The sequence below is a fragment of the Asanoa hainanensis genome (assembly GCF_900188485.1).
Classification (GTDB): domain Bacteria; phylum Actinomycetota; class Actinomycetes; order Mycobacteriales; family Micromonosporaceae; genus Asanoa; species Asanoa hainanensis.
The window spans coordinates 28,723-42,249 of sequence record NZ_FZPH01000008.1 but is presented as its reverse complement, the minus strand read 5'-3'; the positions used below and the strand labels follow the sequence as shown (position 1 = coordinate 42,249).

12 protein-coding genes are annotated in these 13,527 nt (G+C 71.2%); 2 read left to right on the top strand and 10 right to left on the bottom strand.

Translation table 11 applies throughout. The annotated features are described in order from the left end of the window. Position 1: 1 nt before the first annotated feature. The gene (locus CHC05_RS20300; protein ID WP_089251166.1) at positions 2–763 is read right to left on the bottom strand and encodes a type 1 glutamine amidotransferase; all 762 of its coding nucleotides are present in this window, start codon (positions 761–763) and stop codon (positions 2–4) included. Positions 764–841: 78 nt separating this feature from the next. On the opposite strand from CHC05_RS20300, the gene CHC05_RS20295 reads away from it, so the two are divergent. Both CHC05_RS20295 and CHC05_RS20290 read left to right on the top strand, forming a co-directional pair. Then, positions 842–1,717 (top strand): S66 peptidase family protein, encoded by an 876-nt coding sequence (locus CHC05_RS20295; RefSeq protein WP_089251164.1) that lies wholly within the window; start codon positions 842–844, stop codon positions 1,715–1,717. A 135-nt stretch (positions 1,718–1,852) separates the two neighbouring features. Next, positions 1,853–2,968 carry a nitrate- and nitrite sensing domain-containing protein gene (locus tag CHC05_RS20290; protein WP_179266289.1) on the top strand — a complete coding sequence of 372 codons (1,116 nt, stop codon included), beginning with the start codon at positions 1,853–1,855 and terminating at the stop codon, positions 2,966–2,968. 3 nt (positions 2,969–2,971) lie between these two features. On the opposite strand, the gene CHC05_RS20285 is transcribed toward CHC05_RS20290, so the two are convergent. From CHC05_RS20285 to CHC05_RS20245, 9 genes are all read right to left on the bottom strand, one after another. Beyond that, positions 2,972–3,397: a DUF350 domain-containing protein gene (locus CHC05_RS20285; RefSeq protein ID WP_089251637.1), complete on the bottom strand. Its 426-nt coding sequence runs from the start codon at positions 3,395–3,397 to the stop codon at positions 2,972–2,974. A gap of 107 nt (positions 3,398–3,504) precedes the next feature. After that, positions 3,505–3,972 carry a hypothetical protein gene (locus CHC05_RS20280; RefSeq protein WP_144022697.1) on the bottom strand — a complete coding sequence of 156 codons (468 nt, stop codon included), beginning with the start codon at positions 3,970–3,972 and terminating at the stop codon, positions 3,505–3,507. A 56-nt stretch (positions 3,973–4,028) separates the two neighbouring features. Continuing rightward, positions 4,029–8,027, bottom strand: coding sequence for an SGNH/GDSL hydrolase family protein (locus CHC05_RS20275; RefSeq protein ID WP_245871080.1), 3,999 nt, complete (start codon positions 8,025–8,027; stop codon positions 4,029–4,031). Between the two features lie 171 nt (positions 8,028–8,198). Beyond that, a complete protein-coding gene (locus CHC05_RS20270) occupies positions 8,199–8,741 on the bottom strand; it encodes a DUF2690 domain-containing protein (RefSeq protein ID WP_179266288.1) in 543 nt (180 codons plus the stop codon). Between the two features lie 108 nt (positions 8,742–8,849). Then, positions 8,850–9,704 (bottom strand): AfsR/SARP family transcriptional regulator, encoded by an 855-nt coding sequence (locus CHC05_RS20265; RefSeq protein WP_179266287.1) that lies wholly within the window; start codon positions 9,702–9,704, stop codon positions 8,850–8,852. Between the two features lie 244 nt (positions 9,705–9,948). Continuing rightward, a complete protein-coding gene (locus CHC05_RS20260) occupies positions 9,949–10,554 on the bottom strand; it encodes a response regulator transcription factor (protein WP_089251634.1) in 606 nt (201 codons plus the stop codon). Positions 10,555–10,562: 8 nt separating this feature from the next. Further along, positions 10,563–11,738 carry a sensor histidine kinase gene (locus CHC05_RS20255; RefSeq protein ID WP_144022696.1) on the bottom strand — a complete coding sequence of 392 codons (1,176 nt, stop codon included), beginning with the start codon at positions 11,736–11,738 and terminating at the stop codon, positions 10,563–10,565. A gap of 21 nt (positions 11,739–11,759) precedes the next feature. Continuing rightward, positions 11,760–12,551 (bottom strand): ABC transporter permease, encoded by a 792-nt coding sequence (locus tag CHC05_RS20250; protein ID WP_089251152.1) that lies wholly within the window; start codon positions 12,549–12,551, stop codon positions 11,760–11,762. Continuing rightward, entirely contained in the window at positions 12,548–13,498 is a 951-nt protein-coding gene (locus tag CHC05_RS20245) for an ABC transporter ATP-binding protein (protein ID WP_089251150.1), read from the bottom strand. The genes CHC05_RS20250 and CHC05_RS20245 overlap by 4 nt, the downstream gene beginning before the upstream one ends. Positions 13,499–13,527 lie beyond the last annotated feature (29 nt).

Sequence of the window (13,527 nt, the reverse complement as noted above, 5' to 3'; positions counted from 1 at the left end):
CTCACCGCCCGAGCAGTGGGAGCGTGGTCCGGGGCAGGTCCAGCTCGCCCTGCGCGAGCGCGGCGAACCGGATGGCGAACGGTTGCCAGACGTCTTCGAGGTCCGGCAGCACCGACGCGCAGGCGCCGACCACCGCCTCCTCGGACAGCCCGAGCTCGGCGAGCTCGGTCGAGCCGGCCGCCCAGGACGCGATCATCTCGGCGTCGCACTCGATGTGGAACTGCAGGCCCCAGGCCCGCTCCCCCAGCCGGAACGCCTGGTTCGGGTAGTACGTGGAGGCGGCCAGCAGCACCGCGCCCCGGGGCAGCTCGGTGATCTCGTCCTGGTGCCACTGGAGCACGTCGGGCGCGATCGGCACCCAGCGGAACAGCGGGTCGTGCTCGGCGGCGTCGCGCTTGGCGACCAGAGCCGGGCCGATCTCCGGCCCGGAGGCGCTGCGCTCGACGGCGCCGGCGTGGGCGGTGGCCAGCAGCTGCGCGCCAAGGCAGATGCCCAGCGTCGGCAGGTTGGTGCGGACCGCCTTGCGCAGCAGGCCCTCGACCTTCGGCAGCCACCAGCCGTCCCAGACCCCGTCGTCGTCCGGGTACGCGTTCTGCTCGCCGCCCATCACCACGAACGCGTCGTAACCACTCAGGTCGTCGGGCAGCTGGTCGTCCTCGTACGGGCGGAGCACGTGCTGCTCCAGGCCGCCCTCCGTGAGCCACTCGCCCAGCCGGCGCAGGTCGTCGGTCGGGTCGTTCTCGATCACGAGTGCGGTAGCCACGTTGTCGACCTTATCGGGAGCTAGTCTTCGGACGTGCACGCGATCAAGGCCCCTGCTCTGCGCCCCGGCGATGCCGTGATGCTGGTCTCACCCGCTGGCCCGACCCGGCCCGAGCGGATGGAGCGCGGGCTCGAGCTGCTCGAGTCGTGGGGGCTTAGGGCGGTGCTCGGGCCACACGCGTACGACCGGGCGGGTTATCTGGCCGGCACCGACGCCGACCGGGCGGCCGACGTCAACCAGGCGTTCGCCGACCCTTCGATCCGGGGGGTGTTGTGCACCCGGGGCGGCTACGGCGCGCAGCGGATGGTCGACGCCGTCGACATGGCCGCCGTCCGCCGTGACCCCAAGGTGGTGGCCGGCTTCTCCGACATCACCGCGCTCCAGTTCGCGCTCTGGCGGGGCGCCCGGCTGGCCTCCGTACACGGCCCGGGTGTGGCCTGGAACGACGAGCGGACCCCGGCCGACTCGGCGGAGTCGCTGCGGTCCGCGCTCATGAGCACGGACCCGGTCACGATCGCCAGCGTGCCGACCGAAGACACGGCGGGCGTACGCGTGCCCGGCCTGGCCGCCGGCCCCCTGCTCGGCGGCAACCTCTGCCTGATCGCCGCCTCCGTCGGGACCGTGGACATGCCCGACCTGACCGGCGCGATCCTGCTGGTCGAGGAGGTGCAGGAGCCGCTCTACAAGATCGACCGGATGCTCACCCACCTGCGCCGGGCGGGAGCGCTCGACGGGCTCGCCGGTGTCGCGCTCGGCCAGTTCACGGACTGCTCGGACGACTGGGGCACCGGCCTGGCCCCGATGCTGCTGGACCGGCTCGGCGACCTCGGCGTGCCGGTGCTCGGCGGGCTGCCGATCGGGCACGGCCCGGGTCAGCTCAGCGTGCCGGTGGGCGCACTGGCCACCGTGGACGCCACCGCCGGCGTGCTGACCGTCGAGTCCGCGGTCGGCTGAATTTCGCGGAATGTCCCGCTGGGGTCACCGCGCGTCGATCGACGTGGTGGAATGCCCGAGGTTCCGGCCCGACCGGGTCGGACACACCGCGGCGTCCGGGTCGTCGCCGGCGCCCGAGCGCGGAAGGCGGCGGCCATGCGCGAGCGGCCGGAGAAATCGACCTGGCTGAAGATCGGCCTCGTCATGCTCGTGCCGATCCTCGCCACGGTGGTCCTGGTCGGCACCGGGCTGCGCGACGGTCGCGACTCCACGCGACAGGCCGAGGAGGCACGCGACCTCGCGACGGTCGTGGCCGCCGCGGGTGGGCTCGTCCAGGGCATCCAGGACGAACGGGCGGCGGCTGGCAAACTGTTGGGGAGCTACTCGATGCCGCAGGCGTCGCGAAACCGGGCCGCCTTCGAAAGCGCCAGTGGCGCCGTGGACGGCGCGGTGAGCGCCTACGTGACGCGGCGCGCCGCGCTGACCGACGTCCCGAGCAGCGTGGCGAGCCCGCTGGCCCAGATCGACGACGGGCTGCGCGGCCTGGCCGCGCACCGAAGCGCCATCATCGGCAGCACGCTGGCCTTCACCGACGCGGCGAACGCCTACAACGCCCTGGTCGACAGCCTGCTCAAGCTGCGGGACGGCGTCGCCAACCTGACCGCCGACCCGGCCCTCACCCAGCGGATGCGGGTGGCCGCGACGGTGTCGCGCCAGAAGGAACACCTCTCGCGGGAACGTCTGGTCGTGCTCCAGGGTTACGGCGCGGGCGCGCTGAACCAGAACCTCCGCAGCGAGTTCGTCGCCGCGCAGGCCGGCCGGCGCGAGGCGCTGGAGCAGTTCTCGGCGGTCGCGACGGAAGAGGAGAGACACCAGCTGAGCCAGGCCGTGGCGGGCCCCGACCCGCGCAAGGTGGCCAGCTACGAGGGTTGGATCCTCGGTGTCATGCCGAGCACCGGGAGGCTGATGACCGCGCCGTTCAAGGTGGATACCTGGGACGGCGCGCTGCTCGAGTACGGCCGGCTGATCCGCGGCGTCGAGGCCCAGTTCGACTCGGCGGTCGTCGACACCGCGGCCGACGCGGTCGACGACGAGCGCCGAGAACTGATCGTCCGGACCGCCGTGCCCGGCGCGGTCCTGCTGCTCGCGCTGCTCGTCGCCTGGCTGGTCGGCCGGGGGATGACGCGGCGGCGGCACGAGCCGGGCGACGGCTCGAACGTCCCGACCAACCCGGACCGTCCGTTGGCGGCGACCCGGGCCGGCGGCGTCTAGGTTCTAGGCGATGCAGGCGGCGACGATCAGGGCGACGCCGAAGTGGCTGGCCGCGCTGACCCGCGCGGCCGGGTGCGGCTGGTCGTCACAGATGATCTCGCCGAGCTTGCCCGGGGTCAGCATGTCGAGCACCAGGAACGCGAGGCCCATCAGCACGATGCCGAGCAGTCCGAAGAGGACGGTCGAGGCCAGGCCGTAGCCGAAGTCGGCGTAGCTGGTGATGATCGCCGTGAAGACGATCACCGCGATGCCGAGCTGGTTGGCCGCGAGCAGCAGCGAGGCGTTGCCGTTGCGCTGGATCCAGATCAGCTCGCGCAGCTTGCCCGGGGTGAGCATGTCGACCAGCATGAAGCCGGCCGCCATCAGGGCGATCCCGACCACGCCGTAGACGATGCTGTGCCACGCGCCGGTGAACAGGTCCTCCCACATGGTGCGCATCCTCCCGAACACAGGAACGTCAATGCCACCCACGTGGCGTCCAGGGGACGATAGCGCGATCATGCAAGCCCAGCGTCGCCCGATCGGTCCGACCTCCGTCAGACCCCCACGAAAACCAACGCGAGGAGGACCAGCGCGACCAGGCCGGCGCGGACCGGCCAGGGCACGGTGCGCGAGGTCACGGCGGCCGCGACAGCCCACGCCACCGCCCCCGACAGCCCCGCCAGGACGGGTCCCGTCCCGACGCCGAACGCGAGCGTGGCCAGTCCTGCCACGTAGAACGTGCCGAACGCGCCGCCCACGATGACGAGGGGTGGCAGCCAGACCGGCTGCCTGGCCACCACCGCCAGCAGCACCCAGAGCAGGGCGAAGAGCAGGGGAACACCGACCGACAGCCAGAGCAGCGCGTCGCCGACGCACTCCCTGGGCGTACAACCGCTGGTGTCGGCATGCTCTTTCTGCGCTCTCCACCACACCGCGACGGCGAACGCCGTGACGCCACCGAGGACCGGTGGCACCACGAGACGACGGCCGGCGGTCCCGGCATCCCGACGGGACGTCTCCACCTGGTCCCCTTCCGTCGCGGGAGGGGCCGGCTCGGACGAGCCGGCCCCCGGCGTAGCTACCACGTGTAGGGAAGCACGCCCATGCGCGAGGACACCGCCGTGGCGTATCCCTGGTGGCCCGCTGGGTTCGGGTGCATCGTGCCCTCGCCCACGTACTCTCCGCACTTCTCCCCGTCGTCGTCCGGGAACAGGAGGCACGGAAACTCTCCGGGCACGATGGGGTTCAGCCACCGCTCGAGCGAGCTGAGCCCGCCGACCCCACGTCCATCGAAGTCGGCGCGGACATCGATGCTATTGATCTTGTTTGGCAGATCGGAGTAGAGGAGCTCCGCCGCCGCCGTTCCAGCCGCCTGGTTCAGCCAGGTGACCTCGTCCCCGCTGATGAGGAACTCCTGACCCAGGATCTCTCCGCCTACGCTGGAGCCGTCGTTAAAGATCTTCGGATAGCCGGGCATGATGATCCACGCGTTCGGCGCGCGTTCCTTGATCTCCCGGATGACGCGCCGCACGTCGGGCTGCACCCAGTCGTGCAGCTTTCTCGGGACGAGCTGCGTCAGCGGTAGGTTCTTCAGCTCGGGTATCTCTTCCTTGTCGAACCTGAAGCTCGGGTCCAGGCAGTCGTTGAAGAAGCACGCGTTCACGACATCGCTCCAGCCCGCGTCGTTCCCGCCGATCTGGAGCAGCACCAAAGTGGTGTTGGCGTCGACGAACCCCTGATCGAGCTGCGTGAGCTCGCCCTGCGTGCCCGCCGGCGGCTTGTTCCGTTGGCTGACCGGAGCCGGTGCGCCGGTCAGCGTCGTCGTCGACATGAGGTTGTGCGTCTGCGCGCCCGCGCAGGCGACGTGGTGGAAGTCGACGGCGCTGTTGTGGCCGTCCGCCAGCGATCCGAGGGTCGCTCCGCCGGGCGTGTTCGGGATGACGACCTTCCGGCTCCAGGCCCGCGGACTGCGGCGGCAGGCGTCCTTGTTCGCCGGGTCCTCGCCGTACTGGTCGGAGACCCGACTGTAGTCGAAGTTGCCCTCACCGGACGAGTAGGAGTCCCCCATCGCCACCACGAAGTGCCTGGGCTTCGCCGCCAGAGGTTCGACCGCGACCGCGTCCCACGCGATGTCGTGCAGGAACGAGCCGTTCTGCGTCACGTTCGACAGTTCGATCCGCGGCGACGAGGTGCCGCGGAAGTCGAACACACCGATGTCCAGCCACGTGTTCGCCTCGTGCCGGGTGGGAATGGCACGATGCGCGCTCGGCGTGGTCGCTCCCGGGCGGTAGATCTGGTAATCGGCCTGGCCCGTGTGCGCGCCATGGTCGGGCACGTGTACGTACACCCGCGTCCAGGCGTTCGTCGGGTTGATCGTCCATTTTCCGGTGACCTTGACCGGCCTGTTGACGCTCTCGTTGTTCATCGTGTGGGCAAACCAGAAATGGCCACCGAACCCGGCGCCGATCTGGTGGAAATCGACCTTGGCGGGGTAGATCGTCGAGCCCTGTGGGCCGGTGGCGCTGCCGAACGTGAACTCGAAAGATCCACCTTTCGTGAACGTCGGCTCGCAGCCGCCGGAGCCCATCGCCACCGACGTCGAGATGTCGTCGATGATCCGGGCGCCGGACGGCAGGCCGTCGACCTTGCAGGACCCGTCGCCGTTGGTCGGGGTCGGATACATGCTCTCGATCAACGGGCGGGGTTCGACGCTGGTGTACGTGCGCTTCTCGACGCCGCAGATCGTCGCGCACTCGACCCAACTCGCCGGCCCACCCCACCAGCACCGCAGGTCTTCGCGCAGGCACGGACCCGGCTTGGTGCCCGGATAGTCGTCAGGAGTCTCCTGCGCGGCCGGGTCGCAGGAGTTGGCGGCGGTGCAGAACGTGAACCGCCCCGGCTGGGCCTGGATCGCGTGGGTGCCGTCGGCCGGGACGTACGTCGACTGCCACTCCTCGTCGGCGTAGTTGTACCGCCGCAGCGACGTGTAGGCGAACCCGATGACCCGCTCCGGGTAGGCCCAGTGGTTGGGGTGCTTGGCGTTGTCGTAGCCGCCCTCGTCGTCGTACGCGGGCTCGTCACCCTCGGCCGGTACGTCGAGCGGCGCGGTCAGGAACATCTGCCGATCCGGCGGATAGTCCTGGTTGGCCACGTTGTTGGCCCAGCCGACGCCCCACGGCTCGTTGGGCGCCCCGGCGTCCCTGGGGTAGAAGCCGGTGTTGTACGCCCACAACGCGAACCACCAGTTCTCCAGGAAGCTCGCGGCGCCGTTGTTGGCGATCAGTCCGGCGGACCGGGTCTGGTTCCACTTGTCCTGGAGGATCCGCAGCGCTGCCGAGACGTTGGTCGCGTAGTCGAGCGCGACCGCCTTCTGCTTGTTGGCGTCCCAGACGACTCCGGCGATGGTCCTGCCGGTGTCGGCCTTGAACATGCCGGAGGTGACCTGCCCGACGCCGTAACCGCAGTCGGTCTTCGACCAGTCGATCCGCATCGCACCGTCGCGGTCGCCGCTCTCGATGCCGTAGTAGCCCAGGCTGGTCAACGGGTTTCCGGCCTCGCCGTCGACGGCGTGGAAGCTGGCCTGCATGTGGTTGGACTCCTGCGCCATGATGCCGAGCATGATCTGCGCGGGAACCTGTCCGCCGCCGGACAGCGCCAACGGCGGGAAGTAGCCCTGCGGCGAGTACGCGGGCATGCCATTGTTGAGCCAGTTCGCCGGCCGCTGGAACGTCAGCTGCCCGCGCACCGCCAGGTCCGCCGCCCACTCGACCTGCTTCGGGCTGGGCTGGAACACCTGGATCTTCGGGTCGTTGCGCCAGACCGCGCAGGAGGCGTCCGGATCCCACGTGGTCGTCGAGTAGTCGGCAAGCGCGCCGACCCGCCCCGCGGGCTGCTTGGCCCGCGATCCGCCCAGCGTCGGCGACGGCAGGCGACCCGCGGCGTCCTCGGCCGGCGTCGTCGAGAAGCGCAGCTTGCTGCCATCGGTCAGCCTGCCGGCGATGGTGACCGGGTCGGCCTGGCCGTCCGGGCGGTCCGCCTTGACGTTGCCGGCCGCCTCCTTGCCTGTCGCCGCGTACGTCACCACGAACGCTCCCGTGGTGGACACCTCGCTGTCCGGCTGCGCGTCGACGGCCTTCCACGTCGTCGGCAGGCCGCGGGACAGTCGTTGCGTCGCCTTGCCGCCGACGGCGAAGACCCGCCCGCCGCCACCGCCGCGAAGACGCACCGTTCCGGACGGTGCCGATCCGATGATCGAGTCCCGTCCGCCGACGTACCGGTGGAAGGAGACGTTGGCGCCGTCCTTGACCTGCAAGGCGACGCCCGTCGGCCCGTCCGCGACGAGGCGGTGCGGGCTCCCGGACAGCTCCGCCAACGTGGTGACCTTGCCGTCGCCGAGCAGCTTGACCAGTGAATAGCCCCGGACACCGACCAGGTCGGCCCCCACGGGCAGGATCGAGGTGAGCTGACCGCCGCTGCGGAGCGCACGGACCCAGGTCGCCTTCGCGGTGTCGAGGACGCCGACCCAGGTCGCGGCGGGCGCGTCGATCTTCTGCTGCTCCAGGCGACTCAACGTCGCGGTCTCGCCCGCGCCGCAGCCAGGGTTGTGGTACGCCAGCGAGACGTTCTCGGCCAGCTTCGACACGGCGCCGGTGCTGAGGTCGACCACCGCGGCGAAGCCACCGCGCTGCATGAGCGTGGTGTCGTTGGTGAACTGCCGCGGGGCGTAGACGACGACAGCGCGCCGGCCCGAGCCGGTCACACAGGCGTTGCCGATCCACTGGTCGGTCTCGAAGCCCGGCTCGGCCAGCGTCGCGGCGGTGCGCCACCGGTACCCCGCCTTGCGGTCGGCGACCAGAACGTGCAACCCGGTCTCGTCGCCGGACGTCACGACGCTCCGGTCGTCCGAGGTTCGCCATCCGGCGCCGAGCGTTCGGTCGGGGTCGGCGATACGGTCAGGGGCGATCGCCTGCGGCGCGGCGGGACTCGGGGCGGGCGGTTTCGCCGCCGCGCCGTCCGGCACCGGCACCCCGGTCAGCCCCAGGGTGACGCCGCACAATCCGGCGACCAAGGGTCTCAACAGCTTGCTTCTCACGGACTTTCTGCCTCCCTGGACAACGGATTCGGGAGTCGATTGTCAGCAACACATTCATCGATCTATCACCGTCGTACGAACTCACCCGGTGGCCCCCACGTGAAAGGCGACCTCCGGGCGTATGCCCGGAGGTCGCCTTCGTAGCGGCTGCCCCGATTACATGAAGTACTTGAAAGTGCAGGCGGCGGTGGAACCCTGGCTCATGCATGCCTTCTGCCCATAACCGGCCCCGTTCACCATCTGGGTCCAGTTGCTCTGCACGAAGCCGTGATACGACGTGCGGAGCGCGCCCGAGGTGGTGTAGCTCTCGATGCGCGGCACCGTCGCGCCCGCGGGAGTGAGCCGCGTCCAGGCGGTGCGGCACGCCGCGCTCGCGAGCAGCTCCAGCTTCGGGAAGCCGGCGGCGGGGTTCTGGTACTCCACCGTCCGCCGGTCGTCGTAGCAGTACCGGTAGGACGAACCGGAGTAGTAGACCTTGAAAGAGTAGGGGTTCTTTCCGTCGCATGCGCTGCCACAACCAGTGGCCGCCAAGGTCGCGGCATCGATGTAGACGGCGTTCCCCGACGCGATCTCCGCTTGCGCAGCGGCCGACAGCGACGGTCCCACTGGCTTCGCGGCGGCCGGAGTGGCCCCGGTCAGCAGGCCCGTTGCGAGGGTGACAGCGCCGATCAGGGCGCCGATGAAGCGTTTGGTGCGCATCGCATCTCCTTGCGTGTCGCTAAGCACGGCCGGCTGCCGCATCGACAGCATGGAATGGACCGTCACACCGTCATCACCGTTCTGCCATCTCCTCGGTAACGGCTCTGTTCACATCGAGACGCGAAGGACGTCGAGGACGGCGTTCAACTGGCTGACCGCCAGCCCCAATGCCTCGACGACCCGGCGCTCGACGACCACTCCGCCCGGGTGCGGCAGGTTCGGCGGCTCCACCCGGAGCAGCCCGGCGTGGACCGCGTCGATCGCCGCGCTGCTGGAGATTCCCAGGTCCGCCCGCAGGCGCGACCTCAGGTCGTGCACCAGGCGCAACGCCTCGGCCGTGCGTCCGCTCCGCGCCAGCGCGACCGCCAGATGCCCGTGCAGACCCTCGTCGTACGGCCGCTGCGCGGTCCACACCGACAGGTCCGCGACGAGGTTGTGGTGACGGCCGAGGGCGAGCTCCAGCCGCGCGTAGTGCTCGAGCGCCCGCACCCGCAGCTCTTCGAGCTGCACCGCGACGCCGGACAGTGCCATCGAGCCCACGTCTTCGAACGGGTCACCCTGCCACAGGTCGATCGCGCGGCGGAGCACGGCGGAGGCGCCCTCGAGGTCGCCATCCTTCGCGAGCGACTCGGCCTCCTGCGACAGGGAGCGGAAGACGGCCGCGTCGAGCGCGTCGGCGTTGACGATCAACGCGTACCCGGACGACATCCGGGACAGCCTCGGGCGGTGCTGGAGATGGTTCAGCGACCGCCGGAGCGAGCCGATGCAGTTCTGGACCTGCTGCACCGCCGTTGCCGGTGGTGAGTCGTCCCAGACGGTGTCGACCAGTCGCTCGATGGACACCGGATGGTTGGTGGTGGCCAGCATCGCCGCGAGGATCCGGCGATGCCTTTTGCCACGGACAGGCTCGTAGTCGTGCCCTGACCAGAGGGTCAACGGGCCGAGGATTCGGAACTCGATCACAGTGGGTCTCCCGCGGTGGTGCTGCGCGGCGGGCCCGCGCGTGGTCATGGAACCCCACCGGCCCCCGTTCGCGGCAGGCCGGATGGCGTTCCACCGCACCGAATGCCGCGCCCACACCGCCGGTGACCTGCGCTTCGAGGCCGTTTTCAAGATCGCAAACGAATGGCGGACGCATGGCCGACAACGTCCGTAACCATCGACGGCGACCTACGCGCCGACGCCCGCCGGGAGCGGGATCAGCTCCTCACAGCCAGCCGTTCTGTTCCGCGATCCGGACCGCCTCGGCCCGGGTACGCGCGCCGGTCTTGCCGATGGCCGCCGACAGGTGGTTGCGGACGGTGCCCTCCGAGAGGTGCACGACGGCCGCCAGGTCGGCGACCGTGCCGCCGTCGCGGGCGGCGCGCAGCACGTCGGTCTCCCGCGCGGTGAGCGGGCTGCGCCCGGCGACCAGCGTCTCGGCGGCCAGCGACGGGTCGACCACCCGCAGGCCGGCGTGCACGCGGCGGACGGCCTCGGCGAGCTGCCGGGCCGGGGTGTCCTTGACGACGAAGCCGCTGGCGCCGGCCTCCATCGCTCGCCGGAGATAGCCGGGTCGCCCGAACGTGGTGACCACCAGGACCCGGCAGCCGGGCACGGCCTCGGCCAGGGCCGCGGTCGCGGCGATCCCGTCGGCGCCCGGCATCTCGACGTCGAGCAGCGCCACGTCGGGCGCGGTCCGCCGGGCCGCGTCGACCACCTCGTCGCCGCGACCCACCTCGGCGACGACCTCCAGGTCGGGCTCCAGCGACAGCAGGGCGGCCAGCGCACCTCGGACGAGGGCCTGGTCGTCGGCGAGCAGCACCCGGATCAGCGCGTCGCTCACGCCGGCACGCTGACCCGCAGCACGAACCCGGAGCCGGGCGCCCGACCGACGGACAGCTGTCCCCCGCACGCCTCGGCCCGCTCGCGCAGGCCGCGCAGCCCGGAGCCACCGGTGCCGTCGCCGGGGCCGCGGCCGTTGTCGGCGATCTCCACCTCGTCCCGGCGCACGGTGATCACGCAGCGGGTCGCGCCGCTGTGCCGGACCACGTTGGTCACGCCCTCGCGGACGGCCCAGCTGAACAGCGTGCCGCGCGGCTCGGGCACGTCCGCCGAGCGCGGCACCTGCGCCTCGATGCCGGCCGCGGACAATGCGGACACCGCGCTGGCCAGCTCCTCGTCGAGACACACCTCGCGGTAGGCGCCGACCGTGCGCCGGATGTCCGCGAGGGCCTCCCGGGCCAGCCGCTCCATGTCGTCGACCTCGGCCTTCGCGCGGTCCGGCGCGCCCGGCAGCAGGCGGCCGGCGAGCTCGGCCTTGATGGTGATCACGGTGAGCGAGTGGCCGAGGATGTCGTGCAGGTCGCGGGCCGCGCGGGCGCGCTCCTCGGCGACCGCGAGCCGGGCGATCTCCCGGTTGGCCGCGGTCAGCCGCATGTTGTGGTCGATCATCCGGGTCACGCCGAACATCGCGAACGCGGCCAGCACGATCGAGAAGAACAACCCGTTCTCGTGCTTCCAGCCCGGCACGAACACCGGCAGCAGCAGGGGTTGCGTGGCGACCACCACCACGACCGGCACGGCGACCCGGGGCGGCAACACCATGATCGCTGACGCCGCGATGTAGACGAGGCCGACCATCCAGTCGCCGCCCGCACCGGGGATCATCGCGAGGCCGAGCACCAGCGTGACGGCGAGCCAGGCGAACCCGTCGCGCATCCGCGGCTGGCGCTGCTCGATATGGGCGCGCCGGGTCCACAGGAACACCAGGACGTACGAGAGCGCGAACAGCACCAGGGCGGTGAGGCTGAACCACTTCGCGAAGCCGCCAGGGTGGTCGAGGATCGTGCCGAGCGGCTGGCCGAGGTAGAAGAGCCAGACCGAGCCGACCAGCCAGCCGAAGCCGCGCTGGAAGAACGGGCTCGGCTTCGGCATCGCGGACAGGCCCGCCTCTCCCGGACGCGCCGGGGCCGGCCCGGCGGGAACCGGGCCGGCCGTCGGGGACGTGACCGTCATGCCGAACACGCTAGCGCCGTTTCAGACGCGGGCGGTGTCGCGGCGGAAGAGCAGGGCGGCGCCCAGGCCGAAGAAGGCCGTCCAGCCCACCACGTTGAGCACGGCCACCCAGCTGAAGTCGTGCGTGAGCGGGCTGCGCGCGATGGAGCCGACCCCGTACACCGGCGTGAACTTCGCGATCGTCCGCATCACGTGCGGCAGCACCTCCAGCGGCACGAACAGGCCGCCGAACAGCGCGAGCAGGGCCAGGATCGGGCCCATGAACTGCATCACGTTCTCCGCCGGCGCCAGGTAGCCGACGAACAGGCCGAGCGCGGCGAAGACCAGCGAGCCGAGCCACGCGCCGAGGCCCGCGAGCAGCCAGACGTGCGCCGGCATCCGCACGCCGCCGATCGAGCCGACCACGAACTCGACGAGCACCGAGAGCAGGCTGAGCGACAGGGCGGAGAGGACCTTGGTCGCCACGTACGCCGGGGGCCGCAGCGGGGTCAGCCGGAGCTGGCGGCTCCAGCCCTGGGCCCGCTCCACCGCGACCGCGCCACCGGTGGCCGTCGACGCGGTCATCGCGCCGTACACGGCCAAACTGATCATGATGTACGCGATGGCGGCGGCGCTGTTGGCCTGGTCGATGTTCTGGCCCTTCTGCGGCAGGCCGAAGAGCAGGAAGAACACCGCCGGCATGATCAGGATGAAGAAGAGGCTGCGGCGGTTGCGCAGCACCCGGCGGATCTCCAGGGCGAGGTACGTCAGCGAGAACCCGCCCAGCGGCGGGCGCCGGTCGACGGTGGTGCGGGGCAGCGCGGCGGCGGTCATCGGGAGACCCCTTCCAGGTCGGTGTCCTCGCCGCTGGTCAGGGCCAGGAAGGCGTCTTCGAGGTTCCGCGAGGTGATCTCCAGGTCGCGGGCGGTGGTCTGGGTCAGCAGGTAGCGGGCGACCCCGTCGGAGTCGTTGGTGTGCAGCAACACCGTCTCGCCGCGCACCTCGGCCCGGTCGACACCCGGCAGCGCGGCCAGCCGCACCTCGTCGGCGCCGGGCAGCGTCGCCCGGACCTGCCGGCCGGCGGCCAGCGCCTTGACCTCGCTCGCGGTGCCGTCCGCGACCACCTGGCCCTTGCGGATCAGCACGATCCGGTCGGCGTACGCGTCCGCCTCTTCCAGGTAGTGGGTCGCGAACAGCACCGTGCGGCCGGCCTGGGCGTCGGTGCGGATGGCGTTCCAGAAGTCCCGCCGCCCCTCGACGTCCATCCCCGTGGTCGGCTCGTCCAGGACCATCAGGTCCGGGTCGGGCAGCAGCGCCAGTGCGAACCGCAGCCGCTGCTGCTGGCCGCCGGAGCACTTGGCCACCCGGCGGTCGGCGATGTCGGCGATGCCGGCGCGCTCCAGCACCTCGTCCACCGGCCGCGTGTTGGCGAAGAACGACGCCGTCATCCGCACGATCTCGGCGACGGACACGTCCTTGAGCAGGCCGCCGGTCTGCATCACGGCCGCGATCCGGCCCTGGTTGATGGCCTCGGTCGGCGCCAGCCCGTACACCTCGACCGAGCCCTGCGTGGGGCGGGCCAGGCCGAGCATCATGTCGATGGTGGTGGTCTTCCCGGCGCCGTTGGGCCCGAGGAACGCGACCACCTCACCGGGCTCGATCCGCAGGTCGAGCTGGTTCACCGCGGTGACGGCGCCGAACTTCTTGGTCAGACCCCGCAGGAGTACGGCCGGCGTGCGGGTCCCCGTGGTCTCGCTAGCCGCGAGAGTGTCCGTTCGCATAGGACCACTCTCGTGGCCGCGCGGCCCCG